The 21,973-nt window shown below is 68.5% G+C and carries 18 protein-coding genes; 6 read left to right on the top strand and 12 right to left on the bottom strand.

All coding sequences use genetic code 11. The annotated features are described in order from the left end of the window. Positions 1-96: 96 nt before the first annotated feature. From ACGFNP_RS32395 to ACGFNP_RS32365, 7 genes are all read right to left on the bottom strand, one after another. Positions 97-849: a succinate dehydrogenase/fumarate reductase iron-sulfur subunit gene (locus tag ACGFNP_RS32395; protein WP_225300743.1), complete on the bottom strand. Its 753-nt coding sequence runs from the start codon at positions 847-849 to the stop codon at positions 97-99. Beyond that, positions 846-2,735 (bottom strand): fumarate reductase/succinate dehydrogenase flavoprotein subunit, encoded by a 1,890-nt coding sequence (locus ACGFNP_RS32390; protein ID WP_393325227.1) that lies wholly within the window; start codon positions 2,733-2,735, stop codon positions 846-848. The genes ACGFNP_RS32395 and ACGFNP_RS32390 overlap by 4 nt, the downstream gene beginning before the upstream one ends. 23 nt (positions 2,736-2,758) lie before the next feature. Continuing rightward, positions 2,759-3,544, bottom strand: coding sequence for a hypothetical protein (locus ACGFNP_RS32385; protein ID WP_219538097.1), 786 nt, complete (start codon positions 3,542-3,544; stop codon positions 2,759-2,761). 196 nt (positions 3,545-3,740) lie between these two features. Then, on the bottom strand, positions 3,741-4,193 hold the full coding sequence (locus ACGFNP_RS32380; RefSeq protein WP_393325224.1) for a response regulator: 453 nt from the start codon (positions 4,191-4,193) through the stop codon (positions 3,741-3,743). Continuing rightward, positions 4,183-5,331 (bottom strand): ATP-binding protein, encoded by a 1,149-nt coding sequence (locus ACGFNP_RS32375; RefSeq protein WP_358328583.1) that lies wholly within the window; start codon positions 5,329-5,331, stop codon positions 4,183-4,185. The genes ACGFNP_RS32380 and ACGFNP_RS32375 overlap by 11 nt, the downstream gene beginning before the upstream one ends. Beyond that, positions 5,328-6,464: a PP2C family protein-serine/threonine phosphatase gene (locus ACGFNP_RS32370; protein ID WP_393325222.1), complete on the bottom strand. Its 1,137-nt coding sequence runs from the start codon at positions 6,462-6,464 to the stop codon at positions 5,328-5,330. The genes ACGFNP_RS32375 and ACGFNP_RS32370 overlap by 4 nt, the downstream gene beginning before the upstream one ends. A gap of 35 nt (positions 6,465-6,499) precedes the next feature. Further along, positions 6,500-7,429 (bottom strand): LysR substrate-binding domain-containing protein, encoded by a 930-nt coding sequence (locus tag ACGFNP_RS32365; protein ID WP_358328589.1) that lies wholly within the window; start codon positions 7,427-7,429, stop codon positions 6,500-6,502. A 134-nt stretch (positions 7,430-7,563) separates the two neighbouring features. Between ACGFNP_RS32365 and ACGFNP_RS32360 the strand changes: the two genes are divergently transcribed. The 3 genes from ACGFNP_RS32360 to ACGFNP_RS32350 are packed head-to-tail and all read left to right on the top strand — an operon-like array spanning position 7,564 to position 10,969. After that, positions 7,564-8,310, top strand: a complete 747-nt coding sequence (locus ACGFNP_RS32360; protein ID WP_358328592.1) for a succinate dehydrogenase cytochrome b subunit — start codon at positions 7,564-7,566, stop codon at positions 8,308-8,310. Then, complete coding sequence (locus tag ACGFNP_RS32355; RefSeq protein WP_393325219.1) at positions 8,307-10,229, top strand: fumarate reductase/succinate dehydrogenase flavoprotein subunit; 1,923 nt, start codon at positions 8,307-8,309, stop codon at positions 10,227-10,229. The genes ACGFNP_RS32360 and ACGFNP_RS32355 overlap by 4 nt, the downstream gene beginning before the upstream one ends. Then, a complete protein-coding gene (locus ACGFNP_RS32350; protein WP_358328598.1) occupies positions 10,226-10,969 on the top strand; it encodes a succinate dehydrogenase/fumarate reductase iron-sulfur subunit in 744 nt (247 codons plus the stop codon). The genes ACGFNP_RS32355 and ACGFNP_RS32350 overlap by 4 nt, the downstream gene beginning before the upstream one ends. Positions 10,970-11,330: 361 nt before the next feature. Here the strand turns inward: ACGFNP_RS32350 and ACGFNP_RS32345 are convergent, their stop codons facing one another. The 3 genes from ACGFNP_RS32345 to ACGFNP_RS32335 form a co-directional block, all read right to left on the bottom strand. Beyond that, on the bottom strand, positions 11,331-12,050 hold the full coding sequence (locus tag ACGFNP_RS32345) for a methyltransferase domain-containing protein (protein ID WP_393325217.1): 720 nt from the start codon (positions 12,048-12,050) through the stop codon (positions 11,331-11,333). A gap of 115 nt (positions 12,051-12,165) precedes the next feature. Continuing rightward, positions 12,166-12,963 (bottom strand): class I SAM-dependent methyltransferase, encoded by a 798-nt coding sequence (locus ACGFNP_RS32340; protein ID WP_358328604.1) that lies wholly within the window; start codon positions 12,961-12,963, stop codon positions 12,166-12,168. 253 nt (positions 12,964-13,216) lie between these two features. Next, the gene (locus ACGFNP_RS32335) at positions 13,217-14,350 is read right to left on the bottom strand and encodes an epoxide hydrolase family protein (protein WP_393325214.1); all 1,134 of its coding nucleotides are present in this window, start codon (positions 14,348-14,350) and stop codon (positions 13,217-13,219) included. A gap of 425 nt (positions 14,351-14,775) precedes the next feature. Between ACGFNP_RS32335 and ACGFNP_RS32330 the strand changes: the two genes are divergently transcribed. Further along, positions 14,776-15,285: a GNAT family N-acetyltransferase gene (locus ACGFNP_RS32330; RefSeq protein WP_393325212.1), complete on the top strand. Its 510-nt coding sequence runs from the start codon at positions 14,776-14,778 to the stop codon at positions 15,283-15,285. 15 nt (positions 15,286-15,300) lie between these two features. Here ACGFNP_RS32330 and ACGFNP_RS32325 read toward each other — a convergent pair whose 3' ends face one another. Continuing rightward, positions 15,301-15,921: a phosphotransferase gene (locus tag ACGFNP_RS32325; protein WP_393325210.1), complete on the bottom strand. Its 621-nt coding sequence runs from the start codon at positions 15,919-15,921 to the stop codon at positions 15,301-15,303. Positions 15,922-16,656: 735 nt separating this feature from the next. Between ACGFNP_RS32325 and ACGFNP_RS32320 the strand changes: the two genes are divergently transcribed. Both ACGFNP_RS32320 and ACGFNP_RS32315 read left to right on the top strand, forming a co-directional pair. After that, positions 16,657-18,315, top strand: coding sequence for an ABC transporter ATP-binding protein (locus ACGFNP_RS32320; protein ID WP_393325208.1), 1,659 nt, complete (start codon positions 16,657-16,659; stop codon positions 18,313-18,315). A 1-nt stretch (position 18,316) separates the two neighbouring features. Further along, complete coding sequence (locus tag ACGFNP_RS32315; protein WP_358328619.1) at positions 18,317-20,074, top strand: ABC transporter ATP-binding protein; 1,758 nt, start codon at positions 18,317-18,319, stop codon at positions 20,072-20,074. A 340-nt stretch (positions 20,075-20,414) separates the two neighbouring features. Here ACGFNP_RS32315 and ACGFNP_RS32310 read toward each other — a convergent pair whose 3' ends face one another. Next, complete coding sequence (locus tag ACGFNP_RS32310; RefSeq protein ID WP_358328622.1) at positions 20,415-21,827, bottom strand: alpha/beta hydrolase; 1,413 nt, start codon at positions 21,825-21,827, stop codon at positions 20,415-20,417. Between the last annotated feature and the right edge of the window lie 146 nt (positions 21,828-21,973).

Genomic DNA, 21,973 nt, shown 5'->3' with positions numbered 1-21,973 from the left:
ATGACCAGTTTAGCAAAACCAGTCAACAAGTCACACCCCCGGGCGACAGAAAGGCCGGTGAGGGGAGCCCTCACCGGCCTTGGTCTCGCTGTGACGTTACTTGGCGCGCTTGAAGATCTTGTTGCCCAGCCACACGATCGGGTCGTACTTCCGGTCCGCCACGCGCTCCTTCATCGGGATGAGCGCGTTGTCGGTGATCTTGATGTGCTCGGGGCAGACCTCGGTGCAGCACTTGGTGATGTTGCAGTAGCCCAGGCCGTGTTCCTCCTGGGCCGACTCCTGCCGGTCCGCCACGTCGTACGGGTGCATGTCGAGCTCCGCGATGCGCATGAGGAAGCGCGGCCCGGCGAAGGCGGGCTTGTTCTCCTCGTGGTCACGGATGACGTGGCAGATGTTGTTGCACATGAAGCATTCGATGCACTTGCGGAACTCCTGGGACCGCTCGACGTCGACCTGCTTCATCCGGTACTCGCCCGGCCGCACACCCTCCGGCGGAGTGAACGACGGGATTTCCCGCGCTTTTTCGTAGTTGAACGAGACGTCGGTGACGAGGTCCTTGATGACGGGGAAAGTCCGCATCGGGGTGACGGTGATCGTCTCGTCCTCGGTGAAGGTGGACATCCGCGTCATACAGCCCAGCCGCGGCTTCCCGTTGATCTCCATCGAGCAGGAGCCGCACTTGCCGGCCTTGCAGTTCCAGCGGACCGCCAGGTCGGGTGCCTGCGTGGCCTGCAGGCGGTGAATGATGTCGAGGACGACCTCGCCCTCGTTCACCTCGACGGTGAAGTCCTCGAGCTTGCCCTCACCGCCCTCACCGCGCCACACCTTGAACTTTGCCTTGTAACTCATGACTTTGCGATCCCGTCGAACTCGGTCATCTCTTCGTCGGTGAGGTATTTCGTCAGCTCGTCCCGGTCGAACAGCTTGATCAGGTGGTCGGCCATCGAAGGCTGGACCTTCTCCTCGACCGTGACGGACGAGCCGTCCTCCGTCGAGCAGACGAGCAGCTTGCGGCGCCACACCGGGTTCATGCCGGGGAAGTCGTCACGGGTGTGTCCGCCACGGCTCTCCTCGCGCAGCAGCGCGGCCCGCGCCACGCACTCCGATACGAGGACCATGTTGCGCAGGTCGATCGCGAGGTGCCAGCCGGGGTTGTAGATGCGCGAGCCGGCCGCGCCGACCAGCCGTACGCGCTCCTTGAGCTTCTCCACGACCTCCAGGGCCTCGGACACCTCTTCGGCCTTGCGGATGATGCCGACCAGGTCGTTCATCGTCCGCTGGAGCTCGTGGTGCACCTCGTAGGGGTTCTCGCCGGAGCGGCCCAGCGGCGCCAGGGCCTCGGTGTGCGCCTCCTCCACGAGTTCCTGGACCACCTTGGGCCTGGCCGGCAGGGCGTCGATGTACGCGGCGGCCCCGGCACCCGCCCGGCGGCCGAAGACCAGCAGGTCGGACAGCGAGTTGCCGCCCAGGCGGTTGGAGCCGTGCATGCCGCCCGAGACCTCGCCCGCGGCGAAGAGCCCTGGCACGGCCGCCGCACCGGTGTCGGCGTCGACCTCGACCCCGCCCATGATGTAGTGGCAGGTCGGGCCCACCTGCATGGGCTCGGCGGTGATGTCGACGTCCGCCAGTTCCTTGAACTGGTGGTGCATCGACGGGAGCCGCCGCTTGATCTCCTCGGCCGGGAGCCGGGTGGACACGTCGAGGAAGACGCCGCCCTGGGGCGAGCCACGGCCCGCCTTCACCTCGGCGTTGATCGCGCGGGCCACCTCGTCACGCGGCAGCAGCTCCGGGGGACGGCGGTTGTTGGCCTGGTCGGTGTACCAGCGGTCGCCCTCCTCCTCGGTGGTGGCGTACTTGTCCTTGAACACCTCGGGGATGTACTTGAACATGAAGCGTTCACCGTCGGAGTTGCGCAGCACGCCGCCGTCGCCGCGGACCGACTCGGTGACGAGGATGCCGCGCACGGACGGCGGCCAGACCATCCCGGTGGGGTGGAACTGGATGAACTCCATGTTGATCAGCTTCGCGCCGGCCAGCAGGGCCAGGGCGTGGCCGTCACCGGTGTACTCCCAGGAGTTGGAGGTCACCACGTAGGACTTGCCGATGCCGCCGGTCGCCAGCACCACCGCGGGCGCGTCGAAGACCACGAAATTTCCGGTCTCGCGCCAGTAGCCGAAGCCACCCGAGATACGGTCGCCGTCCTTGAGCAGGCGGGTGACCGTACATTCCGCGAAGACCTTGATGTAGGCCTCGTGATCGCCGTGTGTCTCGAAGTCCTCCTGCTGCAGCGCGACGACGCGCTGCTGCAGCGTGCGGATCAGCTCCAGGCCGGTGCGGTCGCCGACATGGGCCAGCCGGGGGTACTCGTGCCCGCCGAAGTTGCGCTGGCTGATCTTGCCGTCCTTGGTGCGGTCGAACAGCGCACCCCACGCCTCCAGCTCCCAGACCCGGTCGGGGGCCTCTTTGGCGTGGAGTTCGGCCATCCGCCAGTTGTTCAGGAACTTGCCGCCCCGCATGGTGTCACGGAAGTGCACCATCCAGTTGTCGTCCGGGTTGACGTTGCCCATCGCGGCGGCCGCGCCGCCCTCGGCCATGACCGTGTGGGCCTTGCCGAACAGCGACTTGCAGACGATCGCCGTCCGCTTGCCCTGCTGGCGGGCCTCGATCGCGGCCCGCAGTCCGGCGCCGCCCGCGCCGATGACGACGACGTCGTATTCGTGACGCTCGATTTCCACAGAATGTCCTAACAGAAGAGGCCTTACGCGTACGGGAAGGCGATGATGCCCTTGGCGACGAGGCGGACGTACAGGTCGGCGCCCATGACGGAGAACATCGAGGCCCACGCGAGGGGCTGGTGCTTGGCGTTGAGCTTGGAGACGAAGGTCCAGGCCCGGTAGCGAAGCGGATGCCGGGAGAAGTGGTTGAGCCGGCCCGCGGTGATGTGCCGGCAGGAGTGGCACGACAGCGTGTAGGCGACGATCAGGACGGCGTTGGCGATCAGGACCCAGGAGCCGAGGCCCAGCGGCTTGTGGATGACCGCGAGGATCGCGTCGTAGCTCAGGATCGCGCCGATGACGATGGCCGCGTAGAAGAAGTACCGGTGGATGTTCTGCATGATCAGCGGGAAGCGGGTCTCGCCGCTGTACTTGCCGTGCGGCTCCTGTACGGCGCACGCGGGCGGCGACAGCCAGAACGACCGGTAGTAGGACTTGCGGTAGTAGTAGCACGTCAGCCGGAACCCACCGGGCAGGCCGAGAATCAGCAGGCCGGGCGGCAGTGTGTACCAGTCACCGATCGGCGCCCAGCCGAACAGCCGCGCTCCCTCAGCACACGAGGTGGTGAGGCAGGGCGACGAGAACGGGGCGATGTACGGGTCGAAGTAGTAGCTGCCGTCGATGATCGCCCACACGCCGTAGACGAGGAAGGCGCTGAGCGCCAGGAACGTCAGCAGCGGGGCCAGCCACCATCTGTCGGTGCGCAACGTGCGCACCCTGATCTGCGCACGCTGCCTTCTGACAGGAGCATCGGGCGTCGTCTGGGTCATCGCGGACCTCTCCACCTCCCGCGGACCCTGCTCACAGGGAATCCGGGTCGTTCGGTTGGCGCGTACACGGCGGGGCGGGGCCTCCGCTCGCGGCGCGCATTTGGTGGGGGATACGTTACGACGACCGCCTCGGGATTTGTGAGGAGGGTCACTCACTTTTTCGATGACTCGCTGTGATTCCTGTCACGTACCCCTGTCACGTGGGCTGCCCTTTGCTCGGCAGCTTAACCACAGTCACGAAAAAATCATCTATTTGGCGGACAACCCGGATAAATTGCTCAAAATCCACCGGCTTGGAGACGTAAGCGTTGGCGTGCAGCCGGTAGCTGTGCAGGATGTCCTCCTCCGCCTCCGAGGTCGTCAGGATCACCACCGGGATCGTCCGCAGGTCCGCGTCGGCCTTGACCTCGCTGAGCACTTCCAGGCCGCCCATCCTGGGCAGGTTCAGGTCGAGCAGAATGAGGTCGGGCGTGGGGGCTGCGTGGTAGTCGTTCTCCCGGCGCAGGAAGGCCATCGCCTGCTCACCGTCGTTGACCACGTGCAGGCGGTTGCGGACCTTGTTGAAGTCGAACGCCTCCTTGGTGAGGAGCACGTCACCCTGATCGTCCTCGACGAGGAGCACCTCGATCGGCCGCCAGTCAGTCGTCATCTTCATCTCCAGCCGCGGGCAGGGTCCAGCGGAACGTCGCGCCCGGCCCGTCGGCCTCGCCGTCGAGCCAGAGCTGCCCACCGTGATACTCGACGATCTTGCGGCAGAGCGCGAGCCCGATGCCAGTCCCTGGATACACGTCTCTCGCATGCAAACGCTGAAATATCAGGAAGATGCGGTCCGCGTACTTGGCCTCCACCCCGATCCCGTTGTCCGCGCAGCTGAACTCCCACATCTCCCCGGCCCGCTCGACGCCGATGTGCACGCGCGGCGGCAGGTCCGAGCGGAACTTGACGGCGTTCTCGATCAGGTTCTGGAAGAGCTGGGTGAGCTGGCCCCGGTTGCCGACGACCTTGGGCATGGCGTCGTTGGTGACGACCGTCCCGGTGTCCTCGATCGCGGCCGAGAGGTTGTCCAGGGCCGTGGAGAGCGCGGCGCCCGTGTCGGTGGTCACCCGTTCGCCGGTGACCCGGCCGACCCTGGAGAAGTCGAGCAGGTCGTTGATGAGCAGCTGCATGCGCTTGGCGCCGTCGACGGCGTAGCGGATGTACTCCTTGGCCCGGTCGTCGAGCTTGTCCCCGTACCTCTGCTCCAGCATCTGCGTGAAGCTGGCGACCTTGCGGAGCGGCTCCTGCAGGTCGTGACTGGCGACGTAGGCGAACTGCTCCAGCTCCCCGTTGGACCTGCGCAGCTCGTCGGCCTGCTCCTCGGCCCGGCGCCAGGCCGTCAGGACACGCCGGCGCATGGAGTCGACGTGGCTCGACAGCTCGGCCAGCTCCGCCGGCCGCTCCACGCTGAGCTGATGGTCGAAGTCGCCCGCCGCGACCTTGCGTACCTGGTCGGTGAGCTGGGCGATGGGCTTCAGTACGGCGAAACGGACGATGAACACCAGCCCGACCCCCGCCGCGGCCATCACGGCCAGCAGCACGATCAGCGCCACGTTCAGCCGGTCGAGCTGGGCCGCGACGTTGGGCCGCGGCCCCTGCGCCCGTACGTCGGCGACCAGCATCATGATCAGCACAGAGCCCATCACGAACGCCACGGCGGTCACCACGCCGATGGCGACGAACCAGCGGGCCACCGGCAACTTGCCGAGGCCCGTCGCCGGCTTCGGCGGGGGCAGCGGATGGATCCTCACTCCGGCCTCCTGCTGACGAGTATCGCGGCGAGGTCGTCGCTGAGCGTGCCCACGTGCCTGATGAGCCGGTCGAGGTCGATCGAGCCGTGCTCGCGTACCAGGTCGACCAGTCCCTCCACGCCGAGCAGTTCCTTCTGCTCGCCCACCGCGGCCTCGATCAGGCCGTCGGTGTAGAGCATCATCGACCATTCGTCGCCCAGGGGCACGTCGAGGACGGTCCATTCGGCGTCGGAGAAGATGCCGAGCGGCGGCCCCGAGGGCGCGCCGTCGACCACGCTGACGACCCCGTCGCGTACCAGGACCGGCGGTGGATGGCCGACCACCCGCATCCTGGCGTTGCGCAGGTCGGGCGTGATCGTCGCCATGCAGAGCGTGGTGAAGATCTCCGGGGCCTGGCGTTCCGCGCGCAGCACGGCGTCGAGCGTGCGCAGCAGCCGTTCGCCGGTCTGCCCGGCGAGCACCAGCGTGCGCCAGGCGATGCGGAGCGCCACGCCGAGCGCGGCCTCGTCGGGGCCGTGCCCGCAGACGTCGCCGATCACGATGTGCACCGAACCGTCGGGCGTCTGCACGGTGTCGAGGAAGTCGCCGGCCAGCAGCGCCCCCTGGCTGCCCGGCAGGTAACGGGTGGTGTGGTCCAGCGCGTCGGTGTGCAGCAGGGCGACGGGCAACAGGCCGCTCTCCAGCCGGGCGTTCTCCTTGGCGGTCAGCTCGGCCGCGACCAACCGGAGCTGCGCCAGATCGGCCCGCTTGCGTTCCATCGCGTAGCGGATGGCCCTGGCCAGCAGCCGCGCGTCGACATCCTGCTTGACCAGGTAGTCCTGCGCGCCGGCCTTGACCGCGGCGACCCCCACGTGGGCGTCGCGCAGCCCGGTGAGCACCAGCACGGCCGCGTGCGGTGCCGCCGCCAGCACCTGCTCCAGCGCCTCCAGGCCGGTGGCGTCGGGCAGCGAGAGGTCGACGAGTACGCACTGGATCCGGGAGTCGAGCTTGGCCTTGCCCTCCTCCAGACTGCGTACCCAGGTGATCCGAGGTGGGGCCTCGGCCTGCTTGAGTAGCTCCTCCACCAGGAACGCGTCACCGTCGTCGTCCTCGATGAGGAGGAGCGTCAGCGTTTCGTTGAGCGTTGCCGTCACACGCGCCTCTTCATAGATGTTGGACCTGTTCTGGTTCATTCTGCGATGAGCTCGACCCCTTGCGGAAGCGTGTGATCGTGACCGGCCTCGACGACGAAGGAGAGCAGCGTCGCCCGGAACGCCTGCGCCGCCCTCGTCGGCTCCACATCCTTGCGGTGGGCCAGCGCGATGGTCCGGCTGAGCCCCGGCGGCGCCAGCGGAGTGCCGGTCAGCCCCGGCCGCCCGTCGAGCACCATGGACGGCACCACGGCCAGCCCCAGCCCCGCCTCCACGAACCGCAGGACCGCGTCCATCTCCCCGCCCTCCACCGCGAACCTGGGCTCGAACCCGGCCTGCCGGCACGCCGCCAGCGTCGCCTCGCGCAGGTCGTAGCCACGCCGGAACATCACCATCGCCCGGCCGCGCAGATCCTCGATGCGCAGGTACGGCTTGCGTTCCGGCTGGTGGGACGGTGTCACTACGACCAGGTTCTCGCGCAGGATCTCCTCGGTCACCAGCGACGGGTCGTCGCCCTGCAGCGGCGTGATGATGAGCGAAAGGTCGAGCTGCCCGCGGGCCAGCGCCCTGACCAGGTCACGCGAGCCGTCCTCCTCGACCAGCAGCTCGATGCCCGGGTAGGCGCGGTGGAAGCGGGCCAGGGCGTCGGCCAGCAGCCCGGCGCAGAGTGACGGCGTGGCGCCGAGCCGTACCCGGCCCCTGCGCAGCCCGGCGAGCTCGGCCACCTCCTGCCTGGCGGTGCCGGCGTCGGCCAGCATCCGGCGGGCGAGCGGCAGCAGCGCCTCTCCCGCCGGGGTCAGCGTGACGTTGCCGCGCGCCCTGGAGAACAGCGGGGCGCCGAGGTCGCTCTCCAACGCCTTGATCTGCTTGCTGAGTGATGGCTGGGCGACCCGCATCCGCTCGGCGGCCTGAGTGAAGTGCCTGGTCTCCGCCACCGCGACGAAGTAGGCGAGTTGCTGCAACTGCATGTGATTTTCCTCGCACCGGCTGACGGGATTTCCTTACGTCGGCCGTACAAACCAAGCATCATAGCTGAAGGCTATGGAAACCAGGCCCGTCATGACTTGGACGGATCATGGCTGGATATCTAGCGTCTTAAGGTGTGACAGCCACGATTGAGCGGGGCGCCGCTACCGCGCCAGTCTCGAAGCCCGCACCGAAGAAGCCAACGCCCGGAAAGCGCGGCGGGTTCCTGCGCTCGTCGAACGGCAAGAAGGTCATCATGGCCGTGACGGGCGCCGCCATGGTGCTCTTCCTGGTCCTCCACATGCTGGGCAACCTCAAGATCTTCTTGGGCAAGGACTCGTTCAACGAGTACGCCGAGGCGCTCCGCACGCTGCTGGAGCCGCTCGCGCCGTACCGGACGGTGCTGACGATCCTGGAGGTCGGCCTCGTCGTGTCGGTGGTCCTGCACATGTGGGCGGCGATCTCGCTCGCGCGGCGGGCTCGCCACGCCCGGCCGGTGAAGTACGTGGCCAAGAAGTCGCAGGCCCAGGGCTACACCACGCACATCATGCGGTGGGGCGGCGTCACGATCCTGCTCTTCCTGGTCTGGCACCTGCTCGACCTGACCTTCGGCGTGGTGAACCCCAAGGGGTTCGACTCCGCGCCGGCCGACCGGATGATCGCCGGGTTCGACCTGTCGCGCTGGTGGGTCACGCTCTTCTACGTCGTGGCCGTCGTCATGGTCGGCCTGCACCTGCGGCACGGCATCTGGAGCATGTTCCAGACGCTCGGCTGGGCCGCCCGTTTCAAGGCCCTTCGCCCGGTCGCGGCGCTGGTGTCCGCGGTCCTGGTCATCGGCTTTCTCGCGCCGCCGCTCGCCGTCACGTTCGGAGTGATCAAGTGAAGTACACCGAAGGCCCCGAGATCCAGGACACCAAGGCTCCTTCGGGTCCCATCGAGGACCGGTGGGAGAAGCGGAAGTTCGCCGCCAAGCTCGTCAACCCGGCCAACAAGCGCAAGCTCAACGTGATCGTGGTCGGCACCGGCCTGGCCGGCGGGTCGGCCGCCGCGACGCTGGGCGAGCTGGGCTACAACGTCAAGTCGTTCTGCTACCAGGACACACCGCGCCGCGCGCACTCCATCGCCGCGCAGGGTGGGATCAACGCCGCGAAGAACTACCGCGGCGACGGTGACTCGATTTATCGCCTCTTCTACGACACGGTGAAGGGCGGGGACTTCCGGGCCCGCGAGTCGAACGTCTACCGCCTCGCCCAGGTCTCCGTGAACATCATCGACCAGGCGGTCGCCCAGGGCGTCCCGTTCGCCCGCGAGTACGGCGGACTGCTGGACACCCGCTCCTTCGGCGGCGCGCAGGTCTCCCGCACCTTCTACGCGCGCGGCCAGACGGGCCAGCAGCTGCTGCTCGGCGCCTACCAGGCACTGGAGCGGCAGATCGCGGCCGGGACCGTGGAGATGTTCACCCGGCACGAGATGCTCGACCTGATCGTCGCCGACGGCCGGGCGCGCGGGATCATCGTCCGTGACATGGTCACGGGCGAGATCGAGCGGCACGTGGCCGACGCGGTCGTGCTGGCCTCCGGCGGCTACGGGAACGTGTTCTTCCTGTCCACGAACGCCAAGGGGTGCAACACCACGGCGATCTGGCGGGCGCACGAGCGCGGCGCGTACTTCGCCAACCCCTGCTACACGCAGATCCACCCGACCTGCATTCCGGTGTCGGGCGAGTACCAGTCGAAGCTGACGCTGATGTCGGAGTCGCTGCGCAACGACGGCCGCGTGTGGGTGCCGAAGGTCGGGGGTGACTCGCGGCCCGCCGGGGAGATCCCGGAAGCCGACCGCGATTACTACCTGGAGCGGATTTATCCGGCTTTCGGGAACCTCGTCCCTCGGGACATCGCCTCCCGCGCCGCCAAGAACGTCTGCGACGAGGGACGCGGCGTCGGCCCCGGCGGGCTGGGCGTCTACCTGGACTTCGCCGACGCGATCGGCCGCCTCGGGCGGGAGGCCGTGGAGAAGAAGTACGGCAACCTCTTCGAGATGTACGAGCGCATCACGGGCGAGAACCCCTATGAGACGCCGATGCGCATCTACCCGGCCGTCCACTACACGATGGGCGGCCTGTGGGTGGACTACGACCTGCAGTCCACCATCCCCGGCCTGTTCGTGATCGGCGAGGCCAACTTCTCCGACCACGGCGCCAACCGCCTCGGCGCCTCCGCGCTGATGCAGGGTCTGGCCGACGGCTACTTCGTGCTGCCCACGACGCTCGGCGACTACCTGGCGGCCGGGCCGTTCGAGGAGGTCTCCGACGAGGCCGTGGCCGAGGCCGAGATCAAGGTGCGGGCCAAGATCGACAGGCTGATGGCGGTGAACGGCACGCGCACCCCCGACTCCTTCCACCGCGAGCTGGGCAAGCTCATGTGGGACTACTGCGGCATGGAGCGCACCGAGGAGTCGCTGCGCAAGGCGCTGGAGCGCATTCCGGAGCTGCGCGAGGAGTTCTGGCGCGACGTCAAGGTGTCGGGGACCGCCGAGGAGCTGAACCAGGTCCTGGAGAAGGCGGGGCGGGTCGCGGACTTCTTCGACCTCGCCGAGCTCATGTGCCTCGACGCGCTGATCCGTACCGAGTCGTGCGGCGGCCACTTCCGCGCCGAGTCGCAGGACGCCGAGGGCGAGGCCCTGCGCGATGACGAGCACTTCGCCCACGTGTCGGCCTGGGAGTTCTCCGGGGACGGACCGGTGCTGCACAAGGAATCGCTCGAGTACGAGTACGTCAAGATGACCCAGCGGAGCTACAAGTGAACCTGACCCTTCGCGTCTGGCGCCAGAACGGCCCCTCAGCTCCCGGAAAGATGGTGACTTATCGGGTTGAAGAGGTCTCGCCGGATATGTCGTTCCTGGAGATGCTCGACGTGCTCAACGAGCGCCTCATCCTCTCCGGCGACGATCCGGTGGCCTTCGACCACGACTGCCGCGAGGGCATCTGCGGCATGTGCGGCATGGTCATCAACGGCGTCGCCCACGGCGAGCAGCGCGCCACCACCACCTGCCAGCTCCACATGCGCCACTTCGAAGACGGCGCCACCATCACCATCGAACCGTGGCGCGCGGCACCGTTCCCGGTGGTGAAGGACCTGGTGGTGGACCGGTCGGCGTTCGACCGCATCATCCAGGCCGGCGGCTTCGTCTCGGTCCCGGCGGGTTCGGCCCCCGACGCTCACAGCATCCCGGTCCGCAAGGAGGACGCCGACGACGCCTTCGACGCCGCCACCTGCATCGGGTGCGGCGCCTGCGTGGCGGCCTGCCCCAACGGCTCGGCGTCCCTCTTCACGGCCGCGAAGATCACCCACCTGTCGCTCCTTCCCCAGGGACAGCCGGAACGGCTGACGCGGGCCAAGGCGATGGTGGACCAGATGGACGCTGAGGGGTTCGGCGGGTGCACGAACACGGGTGAGTGCACCGCTGTCTGCCCCAAGGGGATTCCGCTGGACACGATCGCCCAGATGAACAGCGACTACCTCAAGGCCAACTCGGCCGGCTGATTCGCCTGACCCTGGGGGCGGAGCGCTCCGTCCCCAGGGCCGCCCGCCCGGTCCCCGCCCGGTCCACCTGCCCGGCACCCGCCCAGTTCGGGCGCCCGGCCGTCCGGTCCAGCCGTCCGTCCGTCCGGTCCGTCCGGTCCGTCCGGTCCGTCCGGTCCGTCCGGTCCGTCCGGTCCGTCCGGTCCGTCCGGTCCGTCCGTCCGTCCGGTCCGTCCGTCCGGTCCGTCCGTCCGGTCCGGCCACCCGTCCGGTCCGGCCACCCGTCCGGTCCGGGCATCCGTCCGGTCGCGGGGCAGGAGTCGCCGATGGAGGTGCCGTCCCTGGTGGTGTCGGGGGAACTGGGCGTCAAGGGCGGGCGCCGTCAAGGGGCGTCGGCCACCACCATGAACAGCGTGCAACTGACCACGAACGGTGCCGAGCCGACATCGGCGGGATCCAGGTAGCCCGCGTCCACAGCCCTGGAGAGGGTCCGGCGGAGGCCGAAGAGTTGTTCGGCCGTCTCCAGGTCCCGGATCACCGGGCAAAACACCGCTGCGGTCCGCACCGTCAGCCCGGCCTGTTCGGCGAGGCGGACGAGGCTGCGGCCGATGGCCGGGTTCCGGATCACTTCCGTGGTGATGTACCGGACGAGGCCCTGGCCTGCCGGTGAGTCGATCAGCAGGCCGTGCCAGTCGGGTTCGGCCATGGCGATGACGGCGCCCGGTCGGGCCACGCGGCGGAACTCCGCCACCACTCGCCCCGGATCCGGCACATGTCGCAGCATCCGATCCGTGCGAGCCCGGTCGACGCTGTCGTCGGCGAGCGGCATCGCGTGGGCGTCGCCGACGAGGATCTCGACGTTGGTACGGCCGGCGAGCCGTACCCGGGCCTGGTCCACCATGACCGGATCATGGTCGAGGCCGATCACCGTACCGGAAGAGGCGACGCCGTCGGAGAGGTCGGCCAGGTCGGTGCCGGGCCCGCAACCGATGTCGAGCACGGTTTGGCCGGGCCGCAGCTCCATCATGGTCAGCAAGTCACGCTTGTATGCGCGACCGGGGGCGCTGGCGGCGAGTTGGTCAAGGTACGCGATGGTCGTCATGATCTGAGCCAAGCAGGGGAATGTGCGGTTTCTGAGGAGAGAACGGCAAGATCCAGCGCATTGTCGTACTGCCTGGACCTGCAAGACGTCCAGTGCGCTCTCCACGTCATGCGCTCTAAAGGCGTCGGCCGATGGTGAGGACGACCGACCAGTGGCGGGTGAGCCGTCCGTCCGGGCGTGCGGCGAGGCGGCGGCGTATCTCCTGGTAGAGGTACTCGTTCTTGGCCGGCTCCATGGCGATGTGGCCGGAGAACGTGTCGAGCAGGGCGATGTATTCGTCCGCCGTGTAGCGCAGAGCCCATACGTAGAGCTTCGTCCCGACCACCGTGAAATGCCCGGAGGCCTCGAACTCGGCGGCGACGGGGTTGGGCAGGTCCTCGGGCGGCGGCGGTGGCCACGGGCCGTCATGGACTTCGCCGATCTCCTCGTAGACCTGCTGGATCTCGGTGAAGAACGGGTCGAAGCCGACCGGCATCGCGTGGTCGGCGTTCCACACGGCCAGGTGGCCGCCCGGGATGAGGAGCTTGGCGGCTTTCGCGTACTTGACCTCCGGGTCCACCCACTTCCACGCCGTGGCCGCATAGGCGAGATCGAAGCGGGTCCCTGTCGGCGGCTCCCAGTCTTCGAATGACGACGTGATCACGGAAGTGTCGCCGAATTCGGCGAGGCGGTGCCGTGCCTCCGCCGCCAGGGCGGCACCGAGTTCGATCGCGGTGATCTGGAATCCCATCCGCGCCAGGGGCAGCGTGGCCTTCCCCGGACCGCATCCGACTTCGAGCAGGTGCGCGGGTGGCGTGATCGCCGTGATGGCGAGCAGGTCGGAGTACAGCTCGGCCGGGTAGTCGGGGCGTGCGTCCTGATAGGAGTCGGCCGCGCTGTCGAAGGTGGCTCGCAGCCGAAGATCGCGGGACATACTCCGATCCTGACACTACGGCGACACCGCTGTCACCGGAGCATCCTGCTCTGATCGGACGCCCGGTTGACAGTCTTGATCCGGGCGTTGAAAACTTCGCCGGTACTATCCGTTCCGGCTCAACCCTGTCAGCGGGTGACGCGCTGGGCTGTGGGTTGAGGGCTTGGTCCGTACATCGGCAGCGGACCTGTACACCGCATCTTCGGTGGATAGCGCGTGAGGCCGCCTCGCCCGGGGAGGACGAGGCGCCCGGTCAGCGGAGTTTGGCGAAGAAGGTACGGATGTCAGCGGCAAAATGATCTGGTTGGTCCATGGCGATGAAATGGTGACCGGCAGGGTTGTCCGTTGGCCAGTGGAGGATGGTGTTGTGGCGTTCCGCGAGCCGGCGGATGCCGGGCGGTCCGCTGTAAACGCCGGTCGGCACGAGGTCCTGCCCTTCCGGCCAGCCGAAGCCACTACTCTCGTAGTACGGCCAGGCCGACGTCCCGAACGTCCCGGTGAACCAGTACAGGCTCACGTTGGTCAGGAACAGGTCCCGGTCGATCGCCTGCTCCAGGGGCCGGCCGGAGGCGTTGAACTCGTGGAACTTCTGGGTCATCCAGGCCAGTGCCGCGAGCGGGGAGTCGTTCCACCCATAGGCGAAGGTCTGCGGGGCCGTACGCAGCAGCGCATGGTGGTCGACCCCGTTCATCCAGTCCTGTTCCATCAAAAGGGTGAAGGCGGCCTGCTCCTTCTCCGTCATCTCCGGAAGATCCTTCTCGGTGGGGAAGCCAAGACCACCGATGACATAGACGCCGACAACATGGTCTGGGGCAATCTTGGCCACCTCTGGAGCAACATACGCTCCGAAATCTCCGCCTTGCGTGCCATATCGCTCGTAACCTAGGCGGCCCATGAGTTCTGCCCAGATCCGCGCCACGCGTGTCGCGGTCCAACCGGTCCCGCGCGGCGGCGCGGAGAATCCGAAGCCTGGCACAGAGGGCACGACGACGTGGAAGGCCTGGGCGGGATCACCGCCGTGCGTGCGGGGATCGGTGAGGCGGCCGATGAGCTCGGTGAACTCCACGAACGAGTTCGGCCAGCCATGCGTGAGGATGAGTGGCAGAGCGGCGGGGTCGGCCGAGCGTATGTGGAGGAAATGGACGTCCTGACCGTCGATCTCGGTCATGAACTGCGGAAACTCGTTCAGTCGCGCCTCGTGTCGGCGCCAGTCGTACTCGTTGCGCCAGTAGCCGGCAAGTTCTCGCAGGGACGCAGTGGGGACACCACGGCTCCATCCTTCGCCGGGCAACTGCTGGGGCCACCGGATGCGATCCAGGCGCTCGTTCAGGTCATCCAGATCTGCCTGGACGATGTCGATTTTGAATGGGCAGATCTCGGTACTCATGCTTCTCCCGATGGGTCGCGACAACGGGATCGACGGTAGAAGCCATTGCGGTCGAGTTCTTTCCTAGATGACGGGCATGCGTGGATGCGGTGGGTCTTGTTGGTGGGCGCCAAGATCCGGGGTGTTGGTGCTTCCTGATGCTCCAACCCGCGGATGTCCAGCCGCTCGGCAGGTGTGCTGTCGGCCGTACGGCCTCGGGTTTCGGGAACGGTTTGAGACGTTCGGTGCCGAGTGCTCCATGCAGCCAAGGCCCTCGCCGGCCAGTCGCCGGTGACGACGTTGGGCGTCGGGTAGGTCCGGGACGTGGTCGCTCAGCCGTCGCGGGTCAGGCACCGCGCCGAGAGGCTCGACGGTGCCCAGGCAAGGTTCACCCGGACGAGACAACAGCATCATGGTTGTCAGACTCGTTGAGTACCATCCGCGAGATGGAGATACCTTTTGTCCGGCTTGAGCCCTGGTCGCAGGGTGACCTCGAGCTACTGCGCCGCCTCAACGACCCCGAGATGACCGAGCACCTGGGCGGTCCCGAAACCGAGGACCAGGTGGTCGCGCGGCACGAGCGCTATCTCAAGCTGGATGCGCCGGGACTGGGTGCCATGTTCAGCGTGGTCGTCGAGCCTGAGCTGGAGTCGGCCGGCTCGATCGGCTACTGGGAGCGGGAATGGCAGGGCGAGACCGTGTATGAGACGGGCTGGGGAGTGTTACCGGAGTTCCAGGGGCGGGGCATCGCGACGGCCGCCGCCATCGCCGTGGCGACCAAGGCTCGGGCGGAGGGCAGGAACAAGCATCTGCACGCCTACCCGTCCGTGGGACATCCGGCATCCAATGCGATCTGCCGCAAGGCCGGGTTCACTTTCGTCGGGGAAGTCGACTTCGAATATCCGGCCGGTCATCCGATGCGCTGCAACGACTGGCGATTGCAACTGCTGCCCTGACTGGGGTCGGGTGTGTCAGGCGGTCCAGGAGGCGGTGATGTCGAGGCGCTCACGCCACAGCTTCTCGCCGTCACCGCCCGGCTCCCACCGGCCGGTGAAGTCGAGCAGGGCACGGCAGCGCGCCAGCATGGCCGCGTGACGATCCGGCCACGACGGCACCGGCCCGCCGTACGCGTCGAAGAAGGACGGCAGGCGCGGTACGTGTTCCGGGTGGTGCATGCGCACGATCCATTCGCACCAGGCGAGGTCCTCGATCGGCTCGCCCGGGTGCGCCCATTCCCAGTCGAGGATCGCCGCCGTCTCGAACGTGGCCGGGTCGAACAGCAGGTTCTGCGGCCCGTAGTCGCCGTGCACGATCCCCAGCCGATGGATGCGGGCGAGCGTCTGCCCGCACCCGGCGAGGACCTCGATCACGCGGCCTTCGTCGAGCAGGTCCTGGCCGTGCGCGCCGCGTACGTACCGGGTGGTCACGCTCGTGGGGGTCACCTGATGTACGGCGGGCACAGGCAGTCGCCCGCGCAACCGGCGCAGGAACCTGCTCTCGGTCCTGAGGCGGATCGCCGCGTCAGGACCCTCGTAACACTTGACGACCCAGGTGTCGTCGCCGACCGTGCTGTTGGTGTACCCGTGCTTCACAGGGACCGATTCTGGCGCACTGCGGAGGTCCCCGGAATCACCTGAGCCACCCTCGATACACGGTGTAAGACCGGGCCCGCCGTAGAACGGCGCGGAAACCGCAGGCACCGGGCGGCTGAACGGCGAAAGCACTACGAAGTGTCATCCCGATGCGAACATGCGCCCTGTAAAGCGCTTCGGCGTGTCTCGGGCTGCGGCATTTAAGAGGAAGCCGTCCGAACGAGTGATCGGGTAGTGGATCATCGCCCCGGAACCCTCCGATCGCGGATGGAGGGGCCTGATCGACCCCGGGAGGAGACGGGATGGCCATCCCGTCCGAGGGAGGAACGCCGGCCCCCGGCCTCCGGTCCCCGGTCCCCGCCGCGACGGTGGCGGTCCCGGCCCCCGGTCCCGGCCGCGACGGTGGCGGGCGATCCACGACGGTGACCGGCGATGCGAGGTGGGGCCGGGCGATGCGAGGTGGGGCGAGGCGGGCGATCCCGACCGAAGTAGGGACGGGCGATCCTGCTCGGAAGGGGAACGGGAGCGGTGACGGGCGATCCGAGGTGGGGCGGAGCGGGCGATCCGGGGTGGGGCCGGGGGATGCGAGGTGGGGCGGAGCGGGCGATCTTTCCGAAGTGGGGCCTGGGTGGTGGGCGTCGGCGTGGCTGTCAGTCGGAAAATGGTTTGCCGGGTCAGCAGGTCCCTTGTCAACCTTGATGAGCTATGCGCTCCCTTCCTGAAGCCGATCCAGGCATGCCCGATATCCGCAGTCCGCTCCGGTACCTGTGGTGGAACGCGCGCATGCAGACGCCGGCACTGCTGACGGGCATCGGCTTCGCCACCGTCTGGTGGCTGGTGCAGGCGCTGGTCCCCGCCGTGCTCGGCAACGGCATCGATGCCGTCACAGCGAAGGACACCCAGGCGCTGCTGATCTGGTCGGCGATCATGCTCGGGCTCGGCCTGATGCAGGCGTTCACCGGGATCATGCGGCACCGGATGGCGGTCTACAACTGGCTGGCCGCCGCCTACCGCACCGTACAGGTCACCACCAGGCAGGCCACCCGGCTCGGCGCCACGCTGCCCAAGCGGGTGTCGACCGGTGAGGTGGTCAGCGTCGGTAACTCCGACATCGCCCACATCGGTAACTCGATGGACGTCCTGCTGCGCGGCACCGGCGCCGTCGTGGCGATCATCGCGGTCACCGTGATCCTCATCTCCACCTCGCTGCCGCTGGGCCTGCTGGTGATGTTCGGGGTGCCGTTGATGGCCGTCGCGGTCGGGCCCCTGCTCAGGCCGCTGCACAAGCGGCAGAAGATCCAGCGCGATCTGGCGGGCGAGCTGTCCACCCGGTCGGCCGACATCGTGGCGGGCCTGCGGGTGCTGCGCGGCATCGGCGGCGAGCAGGTGTTCGCCTCGCGCTACCGCGAAGAGTCCCAGCGGGTACGGCACGCGGGCGTCAGCGTGTCGAAGGTCGAGTCGCTGCTCGAAGGCGCGCAGATCCTGCTGCCCGGCGTACTCATCGCGGTCGTCACCGGGATCGGCGCGTCGTTCGCGATCGGCGGTGAGATCACCGCTGGACAGCTCGTCGCCTTCTACGGCTACGCGGTCTTCCTGATCGGCCCGATGCGTACGCTCACCGAGGTCGCCGACAAGCTGACCAAGGGTCACGTCGCGGCCCGCCGCGTGGTGCGCATCCTGTCCATCGAGCCCGAGGTGTCAGGGGGCGCCGGCACCAGTGAGGGCGGCGTGCTGCGCGACTCCTACAGCGGCGTCACCGTACAGCCGGGCGTCCTGACCGCGATCGCGGCCGGTGCGCCGGAGGACGCCATCGCCATCGCCGACCGGCTGGGCCGCTACTCCGACGGCGACGTCACCTTCGGCGGGGCCGAGCTGGCGACGCTGCCGATGGCCGAGGTCCGTACGCGCATCCTGGTCGCCGACAACGGCGCCCGCCTGTTCGCCGGCAGGCTCCGCGACGAGCTCGACGTTCGTGGCGGCTCCTCCCACGAGCGGGTACAGCAGGCGCTGTACGTCGCCTGCGCCGAGGACATCATCGAGGCCCTGCCCGACGGGCTGGACGCCTTGGTCGCCGAGGCGGGCCGGGAGTTCTCTGGTGGGCAGCAGCAACGCCTGCGGCTGGTCAGGGCACTGCTCGCCGATCCGGAGGTGCTCATCCTGGTCGAGCCGACCAGCGCCGTCGACGCGCACAGCGAGGCCCGCATCGGCGAGCGGCTGGCCAAGGCCCGCGCCGGCAAGACCACCCTGGTCTGCACAACCAGCCCGCTGGTGCTCGACCGCACCGACCACGTGATCTACGTCGAGAACGGCAGGGTGCTCGCCGAAGGCGCGCACCGCGACCTGCTGGCGACCTCGCCGGAATACACCGCGACCGTGACGAGAGGGGAGGACTGACATGGCCCGCGAGATCCTGCCGGTCGCCGACCAGAAACAGGTGCGCGCCTACGCCAGGCGGCTGACGCTCAAGTATCCGCGCCGGCTCGCCATCGCCCTGGCCCTGCACGGGCTCGCGGCGATCGTCGGGCTGGCCGTGCCCTGGCAGCTCGGCAAACTGGTGCAGAACGTCCAGGACGGCGGCCACGTCAATGTGCTGCTCGTTGCTGTCGGCATCGGAGTGTTCCTGTTGGGGCAGGGCGCGCTGGTACGTTACGCGGTGCTCGCCTCGGCCAGGCTCGGCGAGAAGGTCCTCGCCGAACTGCGTGAGGACTTCGTCGACCGAGTGCTCGGCCTGCCGCTGTCTACGGTCGAGCGGGCCGGCTCGGGCGACCTGATCACCAGGACCTCCCGAGACGTCGACTCCCTCTCCCGGACCGTCCGGCACGCCGTACCCGAGACGCTGATCGCGATCGTCACCTTCGCGATCACCATGGGCGCGGTGGTGCTGGTCAGCCCGCTGCTCATGCTGCCGATGCTGATCGCGGCGCCGCTGCTCTGGATCTCCACCCGCTGGTATCTCAACCGAGCCCGCGACGGCTACCTGCGCGAGAACGCCGCCTACGCGGAGATGACCGAGGGGCTGGCCGAGACCGTCGAGGGCGCCAGGGCCGTGGAGGCGCTCGGCCTCCAGCGGCGGCGCGAGGCGCGGACCGCGCGCGACATCGGCGGCTCGTGGGCCGCCGAACGCTACACGCTGGGGCTGCGCACGGTCTGGTTTCCCATGGTCGAGCTCGGCTACGTGATCCCGGTCGTCTCGACGTTGCTGGTCGGCGGCCTGTTCTACACCAACGGCTGGGTCTCGCTGGCCCAGGTCACCGCCGCCACCCTGTACGCGCAGCAGCTCATCGACCCGCTCGACCGGTTTCTCATGTGGATCGACGAGTTGCAGGTGGGCGGCGCCGCCATGGCCCGGCTGCTCGGCGTGGCGAACGTGCCCGACGACCGGACGGCCTCCACCGCCCAGCCCGCGGGCGAACTGCTGGAGGCCGACGATGTCCGCTACGCCTACCGCGAGGGCCGCGATGTGCTGCATGGCGTATCGCTGACCGTCCGGCCGGGGGAGCGGCTGGCCATGGTCGGCCCCTCCGGCGCGGGCAAGTCGACCTTGGGCAGGCTGCTGGCCGGCATCCACGGCCCGCGCACCGGCTCGGTGTCGGTGGGCGGCGTGCCCCTGGTCGAGCTGCCCATCGACGACCTGCGCGGTCACGTCGCGCTGGTCACCCAGGAGCACCACATCTTCAAGGGCACCCTCCGCGACAACCTGTTGATCGCCCGCCCGGACGCCGACGACCCCGCCGTGCGCACGGCGCTCGCCGCGGTCGACTCGCTCGACTGGGTGCTCGCCCTGCCCGACGGACTCGACACGGTCGTCGGGTCCGGCGGGCTGGCCGTCTCTCCCGCCCAAGCCCAGCAACTGGCGCTGGCCCGCCTGGTGCTGGCGGACCCGCACACGCTGGTGCTGGACGAGGCCACCTCGCTCATCGACCCCCGCGCGGCCCGGCATCTGGAGCGGTCGCTGGCGGCGGTGCTCGACGGGCGCACGGTGATCGCCATCGCCCACCGCCTCTACACGGCGCACGACGCGGACCGGGTCGCGGTGGTGGAGGACGGGCGGATCAGCGAGCTGGGGTCGCACGACGAGCTGGTCGCTGAGGGCGGCTCGTACGCGGCCTTGTGGAGTAGTTGGCATGGTGCTCCGGTTGTCACTCGCTCCTGACCTGTGAGCGAGGAGCAGTTGGTGGTGAGGTGGGTGGTTCGTACGCGCCTTGTGGAGTGGCTGGTGTGGCGCTCCGGTTGTCACTCGCTCCGGCCCATAGGTGGGAGGAGTTGGTGATGGGTGGTTCGTACGCAGCCCTGTGGAGTAGCTGGCATGGATTCCTGCTGCCACTCGCTCGTGACGACAGGAGGGGGGACGAGCGAGTGAGGGCGGGCCGTACGGAGCCTTGTGGAGCGGTTGGTGCGCCGCTCCGGTCGTCACTGGCTCCTGGCTGTGGGTGAGGTGGCCAGCACTTCGACCGTGGGTTGGGGGCTTCCAGTGGGTGAGGGGCTTCCAGAGGTCAGCACTTCGTCGATTCAGAGGGCAGGGTGCGGTCCGTGAAGTAGCGGATGATGTGGGTGCGGGCGCATTCGTTGAAGGCGTAGAGCGTGTGTCCCGGCCCGTCGTGGTGGATGGTGGCGCTGCCTGGGACCTGCGTGAGGATGCGGGCGACCGCGTCCGACTCGCGCCAGGCACCCGCGCCGAGCATCGGCGGCAGGCCCTTGGGGAGGGGTGCGGGCGGGTTGGTCACCGATACCGGCCAGCCGATGCAGCCGAGCGTGCCCGTCGCTAGTGTGTTGGCCGCGCCCGCGTTGGGGGCGATCTTGCGGAGCCGGGCGATCGTCTTGTTGAGCTCGGCCCGGCTGGCTGGGCGCGGCCAGTCGGTGCATTCGGTGACGCCCGTTGACTGGTCGGGGTAGCGGGAGCCGCGGGCAGGGACGAAGCCGGAGGCGTCACCGTGCACGGCCTTGCGGATGGCGTCCGCCAGCTTGGGGTAGCCGGGGGCGCCCTGCTGGGCGAACCCTAGGGCGAGAGACTGCAGGTCGCGGCCCGTGTAGGCGATGCCGGCCGACTTGGCGGGGATCGGGGAGCGGTCGGCCTTGGCCACCAGGCCGCGCCACTGAGCGGGCACTTCCTGGCACTTGCCGGCACCGGCGCACCAGGTGGAGAAGCGGGTGAACGACGTCTCGTTGTCTCTGGCCATGTCGGCTATGTCGGCGGTCCAGTCGGTGCCGCTGTGGCTGATCGTGCCGTCGAGCACCATGGTGCGCACCTGGCCGGGGAAGAGCCGGGCGTAGTCCTGTGCGTAGATCCCGGCGTAGGAGGCGCCGTAGAAGTTGAGCTTGGCCTCGCCCAGGGCCTTCCTGATGGCCTCCATGTCTCTGGCGTTGTCGGCCGAGCTCATGTTGGCGAACAGCTCCGGGTCCTTGTTGCGGCAGGCTTCGGCGTAGCCGCGGTTGGTGTCGGACAGCCGCCCGAAGTCGGCGTCGTCCTCAGGGAAGTCCGGCAATGGGACGCGGGTCCAGGTGCAGGCCAGGCCGGTGCTGAGGCCGCCGAACTGCTCGCCGTAGCCGCGGGTGTCCCAGGTGATGACGTCCATCCGTTCGCGGAGTTTGGCCCAGAGGTCCGCGTAGGTCTGGGTCAAGGCGATGCCCGGGCCGCCCGGGCCGCCGTAGGCGATCAGGACCGATCCTTCGGAGGAGGTGCCGGTGGCCTTCAGCCGGCCCAGTTTGAGAGTGATCTTGCGGCCGTCGGGTTTCTGCCAGTCGGCAGGGACCTGGAGATCGGCGCAGGTCATCCCGACCTTGTCGTTCGGGCAGGTGGCCGCCCAGGTGAGGGTGGGCGTTCGCTGGGCGGCGAGGGCAGGCGCCGCCTGCTGCGTCTGGAAGCCGGAGGCGAGGAGGGTGAGGGCGAGGACGGTGGGTTTGAACATGGGCACGACGATCCCGCGGAGGGGGCTTGGGCCGCATCGGACCACGGGCTGGTCTGCGGGGAGGCAGATCAGCCCGTGGCATGTCATGCCACGGGCTGATGACACCTACCACGCGGGGAATCAGCTCACGGTTGTCAGTCCTGGTT

Origin of the sequence: Nonomuraea sp. NPDC049269, from assembly GCF_043197155.1 — a bacterium.
GTDB lineage: Bacteria > Actinomycetota > Actinomycetes > Streptosporangiales > Streptosporangiaceae > Nonomuraea.
The sequence above is the reverse complement of the archived record's forward strand: the minus strand, read 5'-3'. Positions and strand labels throughout refer to the sequence as shown.

Excerpts from the sequence above, each read along its gene's own strand:
- ACGFNP_RS32365 (WP_358328589.1), bottom strand. The coding sequence starts at position 7,429 with ATGCAGTTGCAGCAACTCGCCTACTTCGTCGCGGTGGCGGAGACCAGG.
- ACGFNP_RS32385 (WP_219538097.1), bottom strand. The coding sequence starts at position 3,544 with ATGACCCAGACGACGCCCGATGCTCCTGTCAGAAGGCAGCGTGCGCAG.
- ACGFNP_RS32330 (WP_393325212.1), top strand. The coding sequence starts at position 14,776 with ATGGAGATACCTTTTGTCCGGCTTGAGCCCTGGTCGCAGGGTGACCTC.
- ACGFNP_RS32380 (WP_393325224.1), bottom strand. The coding sequence starts at position 4,193 with ATGACGACTGACTGGCGGCCGATCGAGGTGCTCCTCGTCGAGGACGAT.
- ACGFNP_RS32340 (WP_358328604.1), bottom strand. The coding sequence starts at position 12,963 with ATGTCCCGCGATCTTCGGCTGCGAGCCACCTTCGACAGCGCGGCCGAC.
- ACGFNP_RS32345 (WP_393325217.1), bottom strand. The coding sequence starts at position 12,050 with ATGACGACCATCGCGTACCTTGACCAACTCGCCGCCAGCGCCCCCGGT.
- ACGFNP_RS32335 (WP_393325214.1), bottom strand. The coding sequence starts at position 14,350 with ATGAGTACCGAGATCTGCCCATTCAAAATCGACATCGTCCAGGCAGAT.
- ACGFNP_RS32320 (WP_393325208.1), top strand. The coding sequence starts at position 16,657 with ATGCCCGATATCCGCAGTCCGCTCCGGTACCTGTGGTGGAACGCGCGC.
- ACGFNP_RS32395 (WP_225300743.1), bottom strand. The coding sequence starts at position 849 with ATGAGTTACAAGGCAAAGTTCAAGGTGTGGCGCGGTGAGGGCGGTGAG.
- ACGFNP_RS32310 (WP_358328622.1), bottom strand. The coding sequence starts at position 21,827 with ATGTTCAAACCCACCGTCCTCGCCCTCACCCTCCTCGCCTCCGGCTTC.
- ACGFNP_RS32315 (WP_358328619.1), top strand. The coding sequence starts at position 18,317 with ATGGCCCGCGAGATCCTGCCGGTCGCCGACCAGAAACAGGTGCGCGCC.